The following is a 19811-nucleotide window of genomic DNA, read 5'->3' as shown; positions in this document are numbered from 1 at the left end:
TTCCTATGTAAATTTAAAATAATAGAAAAATAGTGAGTTAAAATAGCCATTTATATAACGAAATAATAAATAACATACTCGTTTTAATTTATATTTATTACTAGATCATTCTGATAAAAACAGCTAACTGCGCGATTATAATGATTTGGGTCAAAGAACCTCAATATGCTGAAATGAGTGTTTATCAGCAGTATATGACTTTATTCGGGAAGTTAGAGCAGGAAGGAAACGTATAAAAAAGATGTAATCGGCGATTGATATATTATTCTGATTATAGTTACAAGCGTGTCTGAGAGACACGCTTGTTATTTATCAATCAAGCCCCTTAAAGATAAGGGGCCTAATAATTAAGCGAGTTGCTCTTTAATAAAGGCAACAACATCGTCAACATTGACTAGTGATTTATCATCACTACGACGCGCTTTATATTCGATTTGATCGTTGTCTAGGTTACGATCGCCGATCACGATAGTGTGTGGAATACCAATAAGTTCCATATCAGCAAACATCACACCTGGACGCTCTTTACGGTCATCAAACAGAACATCAATACCTTGAGCACGTAACTCGTCATAAAGTCTGTCAGCAACTTCTTTAACACGATAAGAACGATGCATATTCATTGGTAAAATAGCTACTTGGAATGGAGCAATCGCATCTGGCCAAATAATACCGCGAGCATCATGGTTTTGTTCAATAGCGGCAGCAACAATACGAGTTACACCGATACCATAACAACCCATAGTGACGATTTGGTTATGACCTTCTTCGTTTTGTACCGTTGCTTTTAATGCTTCTGAGTATTTTGTGCCAAGTTGGAAAATATGACCAACTTCAATACCACGTTTGATCAGTAATGTTCCTTTGCCGTCTGGGCTTGGATCGCCTTCAACAACATTACGGATATCAGCAATTTCAGCAACAGGCAGGTCACGCTCCCAGTTGATACCAAAATAGTGTTTACCATCAACGTTTGCACCAGCACCGAAATCACTCATTACAGAGACAGAACGATCCATAATTACTGGCAGTGGCAGATTAACTGGGCCTAATGAGCCTGGACCTGCATTTACAGCTTGGCGGATTTCAGCTTCAGTAGCGAAAGTTAAAGGTGCTGCAACGATAGCGCATTTTTCTGCTTTAACTTCATTAAGCTCGTGGTCGCCACGAACTAATAATGCAACTAATGGGTGACCACTTTCTTTCGTACCATGAACAATCAGTGTCTTAACTGTTTTTTCAATTGGCAAATTGAACTGTTCAACTAATTCAGCAATTGTTTTAGCATTTGGGGTATCTACTAAACGTAATTCTTCAGTTGCAACTGCACGTGGCGTTGCAGGCATTACTGCTTCTGCTAATTCGATATTGGCTGCATAGTCAGAGCCTGTTGAGAAGACGATATCATCTTCACCGCTGTCAGCTAAAACTTGGAATTCATGAGAGGCGTTACCACCAATAGAGCCTGTATCTGCAAGCACTGGACGAAAATCTAAACCAATACGAGAGAAAATTTTGCTGTAGGCTTCATACATTCTGTCGTAAGTCTCTTGTAAAGACTCTTGAGAGATATGGAAAGAGTAAGCATCTTTCATGATAAATTCGCGAGAGCGCATAACACCAAAACGAGGGCGTACTTCGTCGCGGAATTTAGTTTGAATTTGATATAAGTTCAGCGGAAGTTGTTTGTAAGAGGTAATTTCATTACGAACAATATCAGTAACAACTTCTTCGTGAGTTGGGCCTAAAACAAATGGGCGCTCGCCTCTGTCTGAAAAACGCAGTAATTCAGGGCCGTATTGTTCCCAACGACCACTTTCTAGCCATAAGTCAGCGGGTTGAACAACGGGCATTGAAATCTCAAGTGATCCAGCGTTATCCATCTCTTCACGAACAATTTTTTCAATTTTTCTTAGAACACGAACCCCTGTCGGCATCCAATCATAAAGACCAGAAGCGAGTTTACGGATCATGCCTGCGCGAAGCATAAGTTGATGGCTGACAATTTCTGCATCAGCAGGTGTCTCTTTTAAAGTAGAGAGCAAATAGTGGCTAGTACGCATTATTAGGTTCCATTAGAACAAAAATACTTAGGCTGACTGTCACGCCAGTCTACATCAATATAATTAGAGAAAGACTCTAGAGCGTGTTGATCTTTGCTGCTTATTTTTACAGCAAAAGAAATTTATAAAACAAGCAACATATTCAACTATTTTGAGTTTGGGCATTGATTGACATTAACAATGACCACTTAAAAATAAAAACAGCCCTACGGGTTCGATTAAAAGACGTTTCACTCATTTTATTCTGCGTTGAGAGGCGCTAGCTTAGTTCACTAGGCGGCAAGTCCCTCTCCTTGCCTAAAATGCTTTTAATTCGAATAAAATCGACCATCAAAGGTCAACACGCTCTAGTCTACCAGTGACTTAGGTCTGCCAAAAGGGGCAAAGCATTTTTTTCAATCTGATTTGTCTAAAGACATGAGAATGACTCTCAGATTAGACTATTCATGATAGCAATATCAATGAAGATAATAGCAAGTTACCGCGGTTCTATACTAAGAACAAGTGTCTGTTGTCCATTGACTTGCCAGCGAACATTAAATTTGAGTAAGTGTACCGCATAAATTCTATCACTTTGTTCGCCTTTTTTATAAGCAGGACGAGGATCTTGCTGTAATACTTGGGTAATAAAACGTGAAAGATGAGGGTAGTCATTGGCATAGTGTTGCAGTTGTTCTGATGCAACCTGTGAAAAGAAAATGGGCATTTCGTTACTTGGTGCTTCTTGTGCAAACCCTGCAATTGCATTTGGGCGCGATTCTGCAAACGGTAAATAAGGTTTGATATCAAGAATAGGAGTGCCATCCACTAAATCAAGGCTACCTAATTCTAAAATAACAGACTGGTTGTCCGTATTTACTTTTTTCAATTCAACCAATGACATGCCAATTGGGTTAGGGCGAAAGGTTGAGCGCGTTGCAAATACTCCAATTTTGGCGTTTCCGCCTAATCTCGGGGGGCGAACGAGAGGATGCCAACCTTGTTGGGCTGTTTGATGAAAAACAAAGATCAACCAAAGGTGACTAAATTGCTCTAAGCCTCGAACTGCATCAGGGTGATTATAAGGCGTGTGTAGAATAAGTTGGCCGCCGCCATCCTGGATTAATCCAGGTTGGCGTGGAACGGCAAATTTTTCTTTATAAGGGCTCGAAATATACCCTATAGGATTCATTTGGTAGGTGTTCATTTTGTAATGAGTAATGCTGTGCCTTCACAAATAGCAGATTGGTAGCAACCTAAGCCTGTGACAATTTGGCATTCATGTAATAAAACGGCATTCGCATTTTTGTAGGCAGCTTTTGTTGCCATTCTTTTTTTAGCAATAGGTAGACTTGCTGGTGGATCTTGTAATGTTTGACGACAAGATTCACCGGCGACAATCCCGAGATCTTTAAAAGGAGCTCCTAAAAGGTCTTCAGTTTTTTCAACAATACGTACTGAAGGTAAAGTTTGTGACCTTGGTTTTTGTGGTTGCCCAGGTTTATTTAAACGCATATCCGTAAATTTAGACTGATCAACATCAGATGATTTTTGCATTGAACAGCCTGTCATAAACAGCGCCATGATGCCAATAAGTAGCAAGCGCATGTGCATGGGTAATATCCTCTTTATTATTGTCTATACAAAAATTAAACGGCACTAATTTAATGCAAATTAACCAAGTAAAAAAGAGAAAGGCGAACAAATGTCCGCCTTTTTTATAATTAAGTTAAATTTTAACGTATTACCAGCCTTTTACAGCACCGCCGTTAAAGATTTTATTTGCAGCACTATCTACTTCATCCGTTTGGTAAGCTTGGATAAATTTCTTCACATTTTCACTGTCTTTATTATCTTCACGGGCAACAATGATATTTACATATGGAGAGTCTTTATCTTCAACAAAAATACCGTCTTTTGCTGGCGTTAAGTTTACTTGGCTAGCATAAGTTGTATTGATTACCGCTAAATAGATTTTTTGATCATCTAATGAACGAGGTAATTGAGGTGCTTCTAACTCGACTAATTTTAGATTTTTAGGATTTTCAATAATATCTAAAGACGTTGGTAATAAGCCCACACCATCTTTTAATTTAATTAATCCTACCTTTTCTAATAACAGCAGCGAACGACCTAAATTAGTTGGGTCGTTAGGGATAGCCACTTGAGCGCCATCAGGTAAATCAGCTAAATCAGTAATTTTTTTAGAGTAACCTGCGATAGGATAAATAAACGTATTTCCTACTGCTGTAATTTTGAAATTACGATCTTTAATTTGCTGATCTAAATAAGGTTTGTGCTGGAATGCATTAAGATCGATATCACCACGACTTAATGATTCATTCGGCATTACGAAGTCATTGAAAGTAACGAGTTCTACATCAAGACCATATTTATCTTTAGCAACTTGTTTTGCTACTTCGGCAACTTGTTGCTCAGAGCCAGAAATAACACCAACACGAATATGGTTTGGATCTTTTTCTTTTTCACCACAACCAGCTAATGCTAATGCGCCAACTAAAGCACTTACGACTGCGAGCGATTTAAATTTCAATGACATACATTTACCCTTATTTGATCCGTTAATTAAAAGGTTTCGATTTAATAATTGGAACCTTCAATTTAATTATTTATGTGTTGTCAGCTTCACTAAGCGATCGCCGAAAAACTGAATGATAAAAACAAGAATAACGAGTAGAACAATCACAATATTCATTACAGTTGCATTATAGCCAACGTAACCATATTGATAGCCAATTTGACCTAAACCACCTGCACCAACGGCACCACCCATTGCGGAGTAACCCACTAATGTAATCAGTGTAATAGTTGCAGCGTTAATCAAGCCTGGTAAAGATTCTGGTAATAAAATTTTCTTAATAATTTGCATTGGTGTTGCACCCATAGAACGAGATGCTTCAATTAATCCTTGTGGGATTTCCAATAGTGTATTTTCGACCATACGAGCAATAAAAGGTGCTGCTGCAACTGTTAATGGCACGATGGCTGCTTGCAAGCCAATAGATGTTCCTACAACCAAGCGAGTAAAAGGGATCATCCATACAAGCAGGATAATAAAAGGAATAGCCCTAAAGATATTCACAAGTGCTGAGATGACACGATAGGCAGGTGGATTTGCCATAATCTGTTCAGGACGTGTGACATAAAGTAAAACACCAAGCGGTAGTCCGATAACAAAACCAAAGAAGCCTGAAACGAAGGTCATGACTAAGGTTTCCCAGATCCCACTAATTAATAAATAAACCATTCCTTCAGACATAACCGAGAACCTCTACTTTCACATGATGCTCTTCTAAAAACGCAATCGACTTTTCAGTATTACCATTCTTACCGTGTAGTTCAGCTAACATCACGCCAAACTTCACTCCACCGGCATAGTCCATTTGTGAACTCAAGATATTAATATCTGCGTCAAAACGGCGAGCAACGATGGACATTAATGGTGCATCGACTGATTGACCATTAAATTCAAGTTTCAATAATGGGAATAAACCTTCTTCCCACTCTGGTTTCATTCGTTCTTTGTAATCTTCAGGAATATCTAATTGTAGTGTTGATTGAATAAAAGCCTGAGAAACAGGTGTTTTTGGATGAGAGAAAACTTCACTCACTGCATCACTTTCAACTAATTCACCACCACTTATTACTGCAACCTGATCACAAATGCGTTTTACAACATCCATTTCATGCGTGATTAATAAAATGGTAAGGCCTAAACGACGGTTAATGTCTTTTAATAATTCTAAAATAGAACGTGTTGTTGCTGGATCAAGTGCGCTAGTTGCTTCATCACACAATAAAACGTTTGGTGAATTTGCTAGTGCGCGTGCAATTGCAACACGTTGCTTTTGTCCGCCAGATAAGTTTGCTGGGTAATACTCTTTCTTATCTGACAAACCGACTAATTCAAGTAACTCATTAACACGCTTATTAATTTCAGCACGAGGCGTACTATCAAGTTCTAATGGCAGTGCCACATTATCAAACACTGTACGAGAAGACAGTAAGTTGAAATGTTGGAAAATCATACCAATACCGCGACGTGCTTTTGTTAATTCTTTATCAGATAACTTAGTTAGATCACGACCATCAACAAGTACTTCACCTGAAGTTGGTTTTTCTAACATGTTCACACAACGTATAAGTGTACTTTTACCCGCTCCTGACGATCCGATAACACCAAAAATCTGCCCTTGAGGCACATGCAGGTTAATGTTTGATAGCGCTTGTATAGAACGCTCTCCCTGCTTAAACACTTTGTTTATATTCGTCAGTTTAATCATGTTTTTCTTTATATAAGTAGATATGGGACATAAAGACTATTCTGCCCGAGTTAAAATAGATGTTAAGGCGTCTAGACGGCTAAGTCAATAAAAAAGAGTTGAAGAGTAATAAAGAAAGAAAGCCATGGATATCATTCTCTATATAAGAAAAAACATGCGATACTAATAAAAATATCTAAATGGAGTAATGCTGTGAGCAAGGGGATTTCTGCGATTTTCTTAGATCGCGATGGAACTATTAATATAGACCATGGTTATGTGTCTGAAATTGATAACTTTGAATTTATCGATGGTGTTATTGAGGCAATGGCTGAATTAAAAGCTATGGGATATGCCTTGGTACTAGTAACGAATCAATCGGGTATTGGTCGTGGCTACTATAGTGAAGATCAATTTTTACATCTAACAGAGTGGATGGATTGGTCTTTGGCTGATAGAGGTGTTGATTTAGACGGTATCTATTATTGTCCTCATCATCCAGATGCCGCTGTAGAAGAATATAAGAAAGAGTGTGATTGTCGCAAACCAGCCTCAGGTATGTTTATGGATGCGAAAGCACAATTAAACATCGATATGGCTTCTTCTTATATGGTTGGCGATAAAAAAGAAGATATGTTGGCAGCAAAAGGTGCAGGAGTGGGGCATAAAATTCTTGTTCGCACAGGAAAAGAGATAACTGAAGAGGCACAACAGTGTGCAGATTTCGTTCTCGATAGCCTTGCAGACTTGCCAAAATGGCTAAAAAGCCACAAAAAATAGGCACTTCGTTTAATTTACCAACAAACGAACATTTTTTTTTAAAAAACTATTGCCAGCCTCAGAAAACTCCCTATAATGCGTCCTCGTTGTCACGGCACAGGGCGCTAAGCGAACTGACTGAGAGAACGAAGAAAAAAAGTGAAAAGCCTTGGAAATAAACGCTTGACACTGAATGAGGAAGATGTAGAATGCACCTCCTCGCAACAACGCAGAAGACCGGAAACGGCAGCGAAAGTTGCACTGCTCTTTAACAAATTATCAGACAATCTGTGTGGGCACTCGCAGAGACGATATCTTCTAAAATATTAGATGTATCAAGTCTTGAAGAGTGAACAACAAAAGTAAATTCATTTATGAATAGCTAAGTTTTCGATTTCTTTGAGCATCAAACACTTTTAATTGAAGAGTTTGATCATGGCTCAGATTGAACGCTGGCGGCAGGCCTAACACATGCAAGTCGAGCGGTAACAGGGGAAAGCTTGCTTTCTTGCTGACGAGCGGCGGACGGGTGAGTAATGTATGGGGATCTGCCCGATAGAGGGGGATAACTACTGGAAACGGTGGCTAATACCGCATGACGTCTACGGACCAAAGCAGGGGCTCTTCGGACCTTGCGCTATCGGATGAACCCATATGGGATTAGCTAGTAGGTGAGGTAATGGCTCACCTAGGCGACGATCTCTAGCTGGTCTGAGAGGATGATCAGCCACACTGGGACTGAGACACGGCCCAGACTCCTACGGGAGGCAGCAGTGGGGAATATTGCACAATGGGCGCAAGCCTGATGCAGCCATGCCGCGTGTATGAAGAAGGCCTTAGGGTTGTAAAGTACTTTCAGCGGGGAGGAAGGTGTTAAGATTAATACTCTTAGCAATTGACGTTACCCGCAGAAGAAGCACCGGCTAACTCCGTGCCAGCAGCCGCGGTAATACGGAGGGTGCAAGCGTTAATCGGAATTACTGGGCGTAAAGCGCACGCAGGCGGTCAATTAAGTCAGATGTGAAAGCCCCGAGCTTAACTTGGGAATTGCATCTGAAACTGGTTGGCTAGAGTCTTGTAGAGGGGGGTAGAATTCCACGTGTAGCGGTGAAATGCGTAGAGATGTGGAGGAATACCGGTGGCGAAGGCGGCCCCCTGGACAAAGACTGACGCTCAGGTGCGAAAGCGTGGGGAGCAAACAGGATTAGATACCCTGGTAGTCCACGCTGTAAACGATGTCGATTTAGAGGTTGTGGTCTTGAACCGTGGCTTCTGGAGCTAACGCGTTAAATCGACCGCCTGGGGAGTACGGCCGCAAGGTTAAAACTCAAATGAATTGACGGGGGCCCGCACAAGCGGTGGAGCATGTGGTTTAATTCGATGCAACGCGAAGAACCTTACCTACTCTTGACATCCAGAGAATCCTTTAGAGATAGAGGAGTGCCTTCGGGAACTCTGAGACAGGTGCTGCATGGCTGTCGTCAGCTCGTGTTGTGAAATGTTGGGTTAAGTCCCGCAACGAGCGCAACCCTTATCCTTTGTTGCCAGCGCGTGATGGCGGGAACTCAAAGGAGACTGCCGGTGATAAACCGGAGGAAGGTGGGGATGACGTCAAGTCATCATGGCCCTTACGAGTAGGGCTACACACGTGCTACAATGGCAGATACAAAGAGAAGCGACCTCGCGAGAGCAAGCGGAACTCATAAAGTCTGTCGTAGTCCGGATTGGAGTCTGCAACTCGACTCCATGAAGTCGGAATCGCTAGTAATCGTAGATCAGAATGCTACGGTGAATACGTTCCCGGGCCTTGTACACACCGCCCGTCACACCATGGGAGTGGGTTGCAAAAGAAGTAGGTAGCTTAACCTTCGGGAGGGCGCTTACCACTTTGTGATTCATGACTGGGGTGAAGTCGTAACAAGGTAACCGTAGGGGAACCTGCGGTTGGATCACCTCCTTACCTAAGAGATACGTGTTATGTGCAGTGCTCACACAGATTGTCTGATGAAGAACGAGCAAAAGCGCGTCTGCGAAGCTGACAAGAGTCCCCTTCGTCTAGAGGCCTAGGACACCGCCCTTTCACGGCGGTAACAGGGGTTCGAATCCCCTAGGGGACGCCAATTGCGCGGTATGAGTGAAAGGCGTACCACACTATGTCTGATGAAAATCAGAGAATAGTTAAGATAATTCGCATGAGTTATTTTACCTATTATGCTCTTTAACAATCTGGAACAAGCTGAAAAATTGAAAACAAATCAATATATCACCGAGGTATATTGATGAGTCTCTCAAAATCTCAGACCTTGAAGTGTGAACTCAAGACATTGGTCTTCGAGAGAAACATCTTCGGGTTGTGAGGTTAAGCGAATAAGCGTACACGGTGGATGCCTAGGCAATCAGAGGCGATGAAGGACGTGCTAATCTGCGATAAGCGTCGGTAAGGTGATATGAACCGTTATACCCGACGATTTCCGAATGGGGAAACCCAATATCCAATGGATATTATCATGACGTGAATACATAGCGTCATGAAGCGAACCGGGAGAACTGAAACATCTCAGTACCCCGAGGAAAAGAAATCAACCGAGATTCCCCTAGTAGCGGCGAGCGAACGGGGAACAGCCCAGAGTCTTAATCAATAGCAGCATCAGGAGAACGGTCTGGAAAGTCCGGCAGTAAAGGGTGATAGCCCCGTATCCGAAGATGCTGTTATTGTGAACTCGACGAGTAGGGCGGGACACGTGTTATCCTGTCTGAATATGGGGGGACCATCCTCCAAGGCTAAATACTCCTGATTGACCGATAGTGAACCAGTACCGTGAGGGAAAGGCGAAAAGAACCCCGGCGAGGGGAGTGAAAAAGAACCTGAAACCGTGTACGTACAAGCAGTAGGAGCCCCACCACTAAGCTAGTGGTGAACTCACAGCGATTCTTTTGCATGATAATGTGCGGTAGACGGAGCGAAAGCGACGTCCAACCAACAAAATCAAGCAGAGGAGGCTTAGTGGTGGGGTGACTGCGTACCTTTTGTATAATGGGTCAGCGACTTATATTCTGTAGCAAGGTTAACCGTATAGGGGAGCCGTAGGGAAACCGAGTCTTAACTGGGCGAATGAGTTGCAGGGTATAGACCCGAAACCCGGTGATCTATCCATGGGCAGGTTGAAGGTTGGGTAACACTAACTGGAGGACCGAACCGACTAATGTTGAAAAATTAGCGGATGACTTGTGGATGGGGGTGAAAGGCCAATCAAACCGGGAGATAGCTGGTTCTCCCCGAAAGCTATTTAGGTAGCGCCTCGTGAACTCATCTTCGGGGGTAGAGCACTGTTTCGACTAGGGGGTCATCCCGACTTACCAACTCGATGCAAACTGCGAATACCGAAGAATGTTATCACGGGAGACACACGGCGGGTGCTAACGTCCGTCGTGAAGAGGGAAACAACCCAGACCGCCAGCTAAGGTCCCAAAGTCATGGTTAAGTGGGAAACGAAGTGGGAAGGCTCAGACAGCCAGGATGTTGGCTTAGAAGCAGCCATCATTTAAAGAAAGCGTAATAGCTCACTGGTCGAGTCGGCCCGCGCGGAAGATGTAACGGGGCTAAACCATGCACCGAAGCTGCGGCAGCGACACTATGTGTTGTTGGGTAGGGGAGCGTTCTGTAAGCCTGCGAAGGTGTACTGTGAGGTATGCTGGAGGTATCAGAAGTGCGAATGCTGACATAAGTAACGATAATGCGGGTGAAAAACCCGCACGCCGGAAGACCAAGGGTTCCTGTCCAACGTTAATCGGGGCAGGGTGAGTCGACCCCTAAGGCGAGGCTGAAAAGCGTAGTCGATGGGAAACGGGTTAATATTCCCGTACTGGTGGTAACTGCGATGGGGGAACGGAGAAGGCTAGGTTGTCCGGGCGACGGTCGTCCCGGTTCAAGCATGTAGGCAGAGTGATTAGGCAAATCCGGTCACTTAATGCTGAGGTGTGATGACGAGCCACTAAGGTGGTGAAGCAATTGATGCCCTGCTTCCAGGAAAAGCCTCTAAGCTTCAGGTTACCAACAATCGTACCCCAAACCGACACAGGTGGTCAGGTAGAGAATACTCAGGCGCTTGAGAGAACTCGGGTGAAGGAACTAGGCAAAATGGTGCCGTAACTTCGGGAGAAGGCACGCTGGCGGTAAGTGAAGTCCCTTGCGGACGGAGCCGAAGCCAGTCGAAGATACCAGCTGGCTGCAACTGTTTATTAAAAACACAGCACTGTGCAAACACGAAAGTGGACGTATACGGTGTGACGCCTGCCCGGTGCTGGAAGGTTAATTGATGGGGTTATCCGTAAGGAGAAGCTCTTGATCGAAGCCCCAGTAAACGGCGGCCGTAACTATAACGGTCCTAAGGTAGCGAAATTCCTTGTCGGGTAAGTTCCGACCTGCACGAATGGCGTAATGATGGCCAGGCTGTCTCCACCCGAGACTCAGTGAAATTGAACTCGCTGTGAAGATGCAGTGTACCCGCGGCAAGACGGAAAGACCCCGTGAACCTTTACTATAGCTTGACACTGAACATTGAGCCTTGATGTGTAGGATAGGTGGGAGACTATGAAGTGTGGACGCCAGTCTGCATGGAGTCAACCTTGAAATACCACCCTTTAACGTTTGATGTTCTAACCTAGGTCCATAATCTGGATCGGGGACCGTGTCTGGTGGGTAGTTTGACTGGGGCGGTCTCCTCCTAAAGAGTAACGGAGGAGCACGAAGGTTGGCTAAGCATGGTCGGACATCATGCGGTTAGTGCAAAGGCATAAGCCAGCTTGACTGTGAGAGTGACGGCTCGAGCAGGTACGAAAGTAGGTCTTAGTGATCCGGTGGTTCTGAATGGAAGGGCCATCGCTCAACGGATAAAAGGTACTCCGGGGATAACAGGCTGATACCGCCCAAGAGTTCATATCGACGGCGGTGTTTGGCACCTCGATGTCGGCTCATCACATCCTGGGGCTGAAGTAGGTCCCAAGGGTATGGCTGTTCGCCATTTAAAGTGGTACGCGAGCTGGGTTTAGAACGTCGTGAGACAGTTCGGTCCCTATCTGCCGTGGGCGTTGGAAGATTGAGAGGGGTTGCTCCTAGTACGAGAGGACCGGAGTGAACGCACCACTGGTGTTCGGGTTGTCATGCCAATGGCATTGCCCGGTAGCTAAGTGCGGAAGAGATAACCGCTGAAAGCATCTAAGCGGGAAACTTGCCTCGAGATGAGTCTTCCCTGTCACCTTGAGTGACCTAAAGGAACGTTTAAGACTAAGACGTTGATAGGCTGGGTGTGTAAGCGTAGCGATACGTTGAGCTAACCAGTACTAATGAACCGTGAGGCTTAACCTGACAACACCGAAGGTGTTTTGTCTGAGAGACAAACAGTAGATGAAGTAAGCTTGTTTAAGATTGAATATTGCTGGTTATGACGAGAAATCGAAGTAACGGGTAATAAAACCGAATTTGCTTGGCGGCCATAGCGCAGCGGACCCACCTGAACCCATGCCGAACTCAGAAGTGAAACGTTGTAGCGCCGATGGTAGTGTGGGGTCTCCCCATGTGAGAGTAGGGAACTGCCAGGCATCAATTAAAGCGTTAGTGTTCAATAACATTAATCGCGCAAAGAATACGCGGAGCGGTAGTTCAGTTGGTTAGAATACCTGCCTGTCACGCAGGGGGTCGCGGGTTCGAGTCCCGTCCGTTCCGCCAACATTAAGAAACCTAAGTCTAACGACTTAGGTTTTTTTTTGCTTAAAATTTAGAATAAACCACAAATTAATCAGAAATTTTTAAGTAATCATAACTATTATGCATAAAAATAATTACTTTTGTTGATTATAGTATCCTTTTAAAGGGTGAGAGCGAAGCTTGCCTTTGGTATACTTCAGTTATAGCAAGATATCTTGCTGTTTATCTGAGGTTGCTAATGGCGAAAAAACCGACTTATTCAGTGCGTTTTGTGGCAGGTCAACCTGTTGAAAGGATTGAGCCCAGCCCGCCTTTAAGTGAAAGAAAGGATACACTACCTATCGGAATGCCTCTTTACACTGAAGGCACTCTAAAAATTGCGGTTTGGAATATCTATAAACAGCAACGACTCAATTGGCGTAATATGTTGGAAACGCTTTCAACAGATACGCATTTGCTTTTGTTACAAGAAGCGCAAACCACACCAGAGCTTGTCCGTTTTGCTGGCACTCATCATTTAATTGCAGATCAAGTTCCAGCCTTGGCTTTTCAACAACACCCAGCAGGTGTGATGACATTATCAAGTTCTCATCCTATCTATTGTTGTCCTCTCAGAGAAAAAGAGCCTTTTTTAAGATTACCCAAATCCGCATTAATTACGGTATATCCGCTCATTACGGGTGATCATTTAATGGTCATTAATGTACATGCAATTAATTTTAGTTTTGGTGTTGATGTTTATCAGCGTCAATTAAGTAATTTATCTGTTCACATCACGCATCATAAAGGACCCGTTATTTTAGCGGGTGATTTTAATGCATGGAGTCGCCCAAGAGTCAATGTATTAAAACGTTTTGCGAGAACGTTAAGACTTAAAGAAGTTATTTTTGATAATGATTGGCGAACAAAAGCCTTTGGTAAGCCTTTGGATTATATTTTTTATCGAGGATTATCGCTAAATAATGCAGAAGTACTGATCACTGATGCCTCAGATCATCATCCTTTAATAGCAACATTTTATTAATGAGTGATTATAATATTAGTTAATATTCAAGCGTTAATATTAAAATTAAATATGATTATATCAATTATCAATTAGATATATTATTTTATAAGTAATTTATCTATCTATTTAATCTATTTGTTATATTAATACCTTTTACTATACTTTTTTTGTTCTATCTAATATCACTAGATATAGGAAATAAAATGCCAACAAAAAATATAGTTATTATTGGCGGTGGTACCGGCGGAACTATTCTTGCTAATATCCTTGCTAAAAAATTAAATGACGAAATATTTTCAAATAAAATTAAAATAACGCTTATTTCAGATAATCCTAATCACTATTACAAACCTGCATTTATGTATATTGCATTCAATCTTTTTTTAAAAGAAGAGCTGATGCGATCAGAACGAAGCTTATTAAGACCTGAAATCGAATTTATTATTGATAAAGCAGAACGTTTTGACTTTAATAATAAAATTATTTATTGCGAGTCTAATAAAAAATACAATTATGACTTTTTAGTATTAGCAACAGGTTGTGTTCCTAGTCCTCATAGAATTGAAGGCTTAAAAGAAGCGGGAAATCATTTCTACCAATATGAAGCCGCTAGAACACTTGCTGATAAATTAGCTAAAATTGAAAAAGGTCGTGTATTTATTACGGTTAGTTTTCCTGAAACACCTAATGTACCTCATCAATGTGGTATTGCCCCTATGGAGACAACATTGATGCTGGATGAACTTCTTCGCCAGCGTCGAGTGAGAAATAATATTGAGATTGTTTATACCTATCCAACAGTTGCTCAACTTTTAAGAAACTGCCTGTTTATGCAACAAGAGGTTTGTGAAGTTCTTCCTGCGGTATTCTCTGAACGAGATATTAAAGCGAAGCGAGGCTTTACATTGAGTCATGTTGATCCTGATAAGAAAATTGCTTACTCAAAAGAGGGCGAGGCAGAACCGTTTGATATCCTTATGAGTACTCCACCTATCACTGCGGTTGAGGCGATCCGTAACACAGGTTTAAGTGAACATAATAATGGTGAAGGTTGGTTACCTACTGATCCTGAAACATTGCAAGTCTATGGTCTAAATCAAGTGTATGTTCTTGGTGATACGGTTGATTTACCAATTAGTAAAGCCGGTGGTAGTTGTCATAACCAAGCGGGAGTGATTGCAAATAATATCTGTGGTGAGCTTCGTTATGGTTATCCTGCTGCGATTTATGATGGTCGAGTGCAAGCTGTTGCACAAATGGGATTATCAGCAGGTATGCCATTACAGTATGACTATAAACATGACGTAATTCCTACACCACCAACAAAGCTGGGCGGGCTATTGCGTAATAGTTATAACCGAGGCTTATATTGGGCAACCGTTAGAGGATTATTATAGGGGATACAATAATGAGTGAGAATAATTTAAGCCCAGCAGATATTCAACTATTATCTGATGAAGATAAATTACATCTTCAACATTTATTAGAAAAAGCAAGACCATTATTGGCATTAAAGCGGTTTGATAATATCGTCGATTTATTATCTTTAATATCAGATTCAATAGATATTATGGATAATGCAACAGTTGAAAAACTTTCTGTTGCATTTGAAGAAACATTAATTCCAGTTTGGGAATTAAGTGCTGCTTATAATATGGCAAAGAAAGAATCTATTTATCAAGATAAAAAATATACATTAGGTTCAACTTTTGCATTATTAAGAAATCCTGATACCCTTAAAGGGATCTCAATTATTCTAAGAACAGTTCAAATTATCGGGGAAAATAACCAGCGAATAGAAAGTTAATTAATATTTAGGAGATATAATGACGCAAAGTAATAAACATTTTAATACTCAAGCAATACATTATGGTTATTCTCCGTTAGATTCTCAGGGGGCATTAGTGCCTCCTGTTTTTCAAACATCTACTTTTGTTTTTCCAACGGCACAATATGGTGCTGATTGTTTTGCCGGAAAACAAAAAGGGCATTTTTATTCTCGGATCTCAAACCCTACATTAGAGTTATTAGAAAAGCGTTTAGCTCAATTAGAAAATGGTGAAGGTGCTGTTGTTTTTTCATCTGGTATAGGCGCAATTACTTCTAGTTGTTGGTCATTGCTTAAACCTGGTGATGAACTTATTGCAGATATGACTCTTTATGGCTGTACTTTTACGTTTTTCAATCATGGGCTCGCTAAATTCGGCGTTAAAATAAAGCATGTTGATTTAACTAATCTCGAAAAATTAAAAGAAGCGATCACAGAGAAAACAAAACTCATTTTCTTTGAGACTCCAGCTAATCCCAATATGCGAGTGAGTGATATCACAAAAATATCAGAAATTGCACATCAGCATAATATTTTAGTCATGGTAGATAGCACTTATTGCTCGCCTTATTTACAGCAACCTTTGGGGCTTGGTGCTGATATTGTTGTGCATTCTATGACTAAATATTTATCGGGTCATGGTGATGTAACAGCAGGTGCAATTATTACTACGCATGCCCTAGCAGATAAAATACGAGTTGAAGGTTTAAAGGATATGACTGGTGCTTGTCTGTCTCCTCACGATGCCTCGTTAATTTTACGAGGCATAAAAACGTTAGGCATAAGAATGGAACAGATCTGCCAAAATGCGCAGTGTATTGCACAATATCTTGAAGATAATCCTAAAGTCGAAACTATTTATTATCCTGGGCTAGCTTCATTTCCTCAATACGAACTTGCTAAGCGTCAAATGCGTTTAGCTGGAGGTATGATCGCCATTGAATTAAAGGGAGGAATAAAAGCAGGTAGAGAGTTTTTGAATCGCTTAAATCTCTTTAGCCGAGCGGTGAGTTTAGGAGATTGTGAGTCTTTAGCTCAACATCCCGCGACAATGACCCATGCTACTTATAGTGCAGAAGAACGACAAAGGCATGGTATTAGTGATGGTTTGATTCGATTATCAATTGGTCTTGAAGATGTGAATGATTTAATTGCTGATTTAAAACAAGCGCTGGCTTAGTGAAGATCGCATAATAAAGAAAAAGGCTGTGAATTAATCCACAGCCTTTATTGTTTAGCTCAGAATTGTTGACTCAGAAAAGTGATTTATTTCTGGTTCATTCTTGGTTTGATACCTACATAGTAGCCGATAGTTAAAATAGCTACCCATACCATACCGACAACCAAAGCCATTCTGGTTGACTCAAAATAGCCTAAAATTGCAATAACAAACGCCATAAAGACGATAGTCAGTGCTGGAGCAACAGGCCATAGTGGAACAGGGAATTTCAGTGTTTTCACTTCATCTGCGCTCATCTTACGACGCATCGCAACTTGAGAAAGTAAAATCATTAACCACACCCAAACTGTTGCAAATGTCGCAATAGAGGCGATTAAAACGAAGATTTGCTCTGGGATAAGGTAGTTAAGTACTACGCCCAGCAGCAAGACGACAGACATTACTAGCACAGTCATCCAAGGCACACCATTGCGAGTGAGCTTCATAAAGGATTTTGGTGCTTGTCCTTCTTGAGCCATGCCATACATCATACGACCAGCACCAAAGATATCACTGTTAATCGCAGAAATTGCGGCTGTGATAACCACGAGGTTTAAGATATTTGCAGCTGAATTGATCCCTAGATTTGAGAAAATCTGTACAAATGGGCTACCGTTATGGCCGATTTGTTGCCAAGGAAAAATGCACATTAGAATAAAAATCGTCAGTACATAGAACAATAAGATACGAAACGGTACAGCATTGATAGCTTTAGGAATGGTTTTTTCAGGATCTTTAGCTTCACTGGCAGTAATACCAATTACTTCAATCCCACCAAAGGCAAACATGACAATGGCGAGCGAGGCGATAACCCCTTCAATACCATTTGGCATAAAGCCACCAAACTCCCATAAGTTAGAGATACCAATAGGGTGTTCAGTTTGTTGACCAAAGCCATACATCATAATGACAACACCACCAATTATCATGGCGATAATTGCAGTGACTTTAACAATAGAAAGCCAAAATTCCATTTCACCAAATATCTTCACATGGCAAAGGTTTAAGGCACCAATAAAGCAAACTATCCCTAATACCCATATCCATTGATCAACATCTGGGAACCAGAGTTTCATATAGAAACCAAATGCCGTGACGTCAGCTAGACAGACAATCAGCATTTCAAAAACGTAGTTCCAGCCCGTTAAGAAGCCAGCTAAAGGCCCCATATAATGGCTTGCATATTGTGAAAAAGAGCCTGCAACAGGATGATGAACCGCCATTTCACCTAATGCACGCATAACCATAAATACTGCCGCACCACCAATAAGGTAAGCAAGCAATACAGCAGGACCCGCTTTCTCAATGGCAGCCGCAGAGCCATAAAATAAACCTGTACCGATTGCAGAGCCTAGCGCCATGAAACGAATGTGCCGCCCTGATAATCCTCGTGAAAGTTGATTCTCTTTTTGCATCTAAAGTATTCCCATCTCTGTCCAACAGAGGAATGCTATCCTCTTTTTCAGTGTCTTCTCGCACGTTAGCTATTCAAAACAAACCATGTACCTTATCATAAAGCCTCTTACGGTGAGATAGTTATCTGTAATAATCATCAGCATTCATTGGATATCAGAGTTTCTTATGCAATACCCCATTAATGAAGTGTTTCAAACCTTACAGGGTGAAGGTGTTTTTACTGGCGTTCCTGCGCTTTTTGTTCGATTACAAGGTTGTCCTGTAGGTTGTAGTTGGTGTGATACCAAACATACTTGGGAAAAAGAAGACGAAAAAAAAGTTCCTCTTGGTGATATTCCTATTAAAACGCAAGAAAGTGATGCTTGGGGAGAAGCCAGCGTTGCTCAGATTTTATCACTTTTCCAACAACAAGGTTATAGTGCAAAACACGTGGTTATCACAGGAGGCGAGCCTTGCTTATATGATTTACGTCCTTTAACAGAAGGGCTAGAGCAAGCAGGTTTTGCCTGTCAGATAGAAACCAGTGGCACTCACGATATTTTATGTAGTGAGAAGACATGGGTGACACTTTCTCCAAAAGTGGGCATGAAGGGGGGCTTTACGGTATTAACCAGCGCAATCAATCGTGCTAATGAGATAAAGCACCCAGTTGGACGTGAAAAAGATATTGAAGCACTGGATGCCTTACTGACATTACGCTCAGAGCACCCTGCACCTGTTGTTGCTTTACAACCTATTAGCTGTAAAGAGAGTGCGACAGCACTATGTATTAAAACCTGCATAGCGCGTAATTGGCGTTTCTCAATGCAAACGCATAAATATTTAAATATTGCGTGACCGTATTTTTAATATAAAAAAATCAGCCAATAAAGGCTGATTTTCTTTTAGGTGATAATGGGTTAATGTTAAAACCGATTTATTCACCGCGATAAATACATCCTGCTGTACACGTCTCTTTCACCATCACCGCAGATAATAATGGCAATGACGGTTTTACTTGTTGCCAAATCCATTTTGCCAGCACTTCGCTGGTCGGATTTTCTAGACCTTCAATTTCATTAAGATAGTAGTGATCTAAACGCTCAAGAGTAGGTTTAAATGCGGCTTTCACATCAGCAAAATCAATAAGCCAACCTGAATGTGCATCAACTTCACCTGTTAGCTCTAATCTAACAAGAAAGGAGTGCCCATGAAGACGTCCACATTTGTGGCCTTCAGGAACATGTGGCAAATGGTGAGCGGCTTCAAACTGAAAATCTTTAAAGATGGTGGTTGTCATCAAAACTCTCTTGACTTAATTAGTAAAAAAAAGACACAAATAGTACGAAGTGTACCAGTGTAGCCGATTTAGCGTATCACGCCTAATCTCCCTTAATCTTAATGGCTTATTATGTTCCTTTTTGCTTATTGATTATATTGGTAAAGGAAACCGATAAATAAATTTAGCATTTAAGGTTATTAGATAGAGCCAACAGGTCTTTAATTCACCTTCTAGTCGTGGGATACCCTCTCAATATTAGAAATATTATCAAAGAACAATAAAGCACAGATAAG

At 41.5% G+C, this 19811-nt stretch carries 14 protein-coding genes, 2 tRNA genes and 3 rRNA genes; 11 read left to right on the top strand and 8 right to left on the bottom strand.

Annotation, left to right across the window (positions count from 1 at the left end; translation table 11 throughout):
* Positions 1–347 precede the first annotated feature (347 nt).
* The 6 genes from proS to metN all read right to left on the bottom strand — a co-directional run bounded on the left by proS (position 348) and on the right by metN (position 6346).
* Positions 348–2063, bottom strand: a complete 1716-nt coding sequence (gene proS / locus D7029_RS15085) for a proline--tRNA ligase (RefSeq protein ID WP_194951118.1) — start codon at positions 2061–2063, stop codon at positions 348–350.
* A gap of 478 nt (positions 2064–2541) precedes the next feature.
* Positions 2542–3249, bottom strand: coding sequence for a tRNA (N6-threonylcarbamoyladenosine(37)-N6)-methyltransferase TrmO (tsaA, locus tag D7029_RS15080; RefSeq protein WP_194951117.1), 708 nt, complete (start codon positions 3247–3249; stop codon positions 2542–2544).
* Positions 3246–3656 (bottom strand): Rcs stress response system protein RcsF, encoded by a 411-nt coding sequence (gene rcsF / locus D7029_RS15075; RefSeq protein WP_088494713.1) that lies wholly within the window; start codon positions 3654–3656, stop codon positions 3246–3248. Before rcsF ends, tsaA begins: the two co-directional genes overlap by 4 nt.
* Positions 3657–3786: 130 nt before the next feature.
* Complete coding sequence (locus D7029_RS15070) at positions 3787–4602, bottom strand: MetQ/NlpA family lipoprotein (RefSeq protein WP_075671666.1); 816 nt, start codon at positions 4600–4602, stop codon at positions 3787–3789.
* A gap of 66 nt (positions 4603–4668) precedes the next feature.
* Complete coding sequence (locus tag D7029_RS15065; RefSeq protein ID WP_023582692.1) at positions 4669–5322, bottom strand: methionine ABC transporter permease MetI; 654 nt, start codon at positions 5320–5322, stop codon at positions 4669–4671.
* Entirely contained in the window at positions 5315–6346 is a 1032-nt protein-coding gene (gene metN / locus D7029_RS15060; protein ID WP_088494714.1) for a methionine ABC transporter ATP-binding protein MetN, read from the bottom strand. The genes D7029_RS15065 and metN overlap by 8 nt, the downstream gene beginning before the upstream one ends.
* A 192-nt stretch (positions 6347–6538) precedes the next feature.
* Between metN and gmhB the strand changes: the two genes are divergently transcribed.
* From gmhB to D7029_RS15010, 10 genes are all read left to right on the top strand, one after another.
* A complete protein-coding gene (gmhB, locus tag D7029_RS15055; RefSeq protein WP_194951116.1) occupies positions 6539–7105 on the top strand; it encodes a D-glycero-beta-D-manno-heptose 1,7-bisphosphate 7-phosphatase in 567 nt (188 codons plus the stop codon).
* A gap of 396 nt (positions 7106–7501) precedes the next feature.
* Positions 7502–9044 (top strand): 16S ribosomal RNA (locus D7029_RS15050).
* A gap of 84 nt (positions 9045–9128) precedes the next feature.
* A tRNA-Glu gene (locus D7029_RS15045) sits at positions 9129–9204 on the top strand.
* Positions 9205–9441: 237 nt separating this feature from the next.
* Positions 9442–12449 (top strand): 23S ribosomal RNA (locus tag D7029_RS15040).
* Positions 12450–12566: 117 nt separating this feature from the next.
* Positions 12567–12682: ribosomal RNA gene (gene rrf, locus D7029_RS15035) — 5S ribosomal RNA — on the top strand.
* The 16S, 23S and 5S rRNA genes sit together here with 2 tRNA genes alongside, the layout of an rRNA operon.
* Before the next feature lie 50 nt (positions 12683–12732).
* Positions 12733–12809: transfer RNA gene (locus D7029_RS15030), tRNA-Asp, on the top strand.
* Between the two features lie 217 nt (positions 12810–13026).
* The gene (locus D7029_RS15025) at positions 13027–13812 is read left to right on the top strand and encodes an endonuclease/exonuclease/phosphatase family protein (protein ID WP_102949462.1); all 786 of its coding nucleotides are present in this window, start codon (positions 13027–13029) and stop codon (positions 13810–13812) included.
* Positions 13813–13997: 185 nt separating this feature from the next.
* Entirely contained in the window at positions 13998–15191 is a 1194-nt protein-coding gene (locus D7029_RS15020; protein WP_194951115.1) for an NAD(P)/FAD-dependent oxidoreductase, read from the top strand.
* A gap of 11 nt (positions 15192–15202) precedes the next feature.
* Positions 15203–15601, top strand: a complete 399-nt coding sequence (locus D7029_RS15015; protein ID WP_194951114.1) for a hypothetical protein — start codon at positions 15203–15205, stop codon at positions 15599–15601.
* A gap of 19 nt (positions 15602–15620) precedes the next feature.
* Positions 15621–16802, top strand: coding sequence for a methionine gamma-lyase (locus tag D7029_RS15010; protein ID WP_194951113.1), 1182 nt, complete (start codon positions 15621–15623; stop codon positions 16800–16802).
* A gap of 86 nt (positions 16803–16888) precedes the next feature.
* Here the strand turns inward: D7029_RS15010 and D7029_RS15005 are convergent, their stop codons facing one another.
* Positions 16889–18256, bottom strand: coding sequence for an amino acid permease (locus D7029_RS15005; RefSeq protein ID WP_088494719.1), 1368 nt, complete (start codon positions 18254–18256; stop codon positions 16889–16891).
* A 166-nt stretch (positions 18257–18422) separates the two neighbouring features.
* Here D7029_RS15005 and queE point away from each other — a divergent pair, with 166 nt between their 5' ends.
* Positions 18423–19094, top strand: a complete 672-nt coding sequence (gene queE, locus D7029_RS15000) for a 7-carboxy-7-deazaguanine synthase QueE (RefSeq protein WP_088494720.1) — start codon at positions 18423–18425, stop codon at positions 19092–19094.
* A 79-nt stretch (positions 19095–19173) separates the two neighbouring features.
* Here queE and queD read toward each other — a convergent pair whose 3' ends face one another.
* Positions 19174–19539, bottom strand: coding sequence for a 6-carboxytetrahydropterin synthase QueD (gene queD, locus D7029_RS14995; protein WP_088494721.1), 366 nt, complete (start codon positions 19537–19539; stop codon positions 19174–19176).
* Between the last annotated feature and the right edge of the window lie 272 nt (positions 19540–19811).

The organism is Proteus vulgaris (assembly GCF_016647575.1).
GTDB classification, from domain to species: domain Bacteria; phylum Pseudomonadota; class Gammaproteobacteria; order Enterobacterales; family Enterobacteriaceae; genus Proteus; species Proteus mirabilis_B.
Note: the sequence above shows the minus strand (reverse complement) of the source record. Positions and strands in the feature narration are given on the sequence as shown.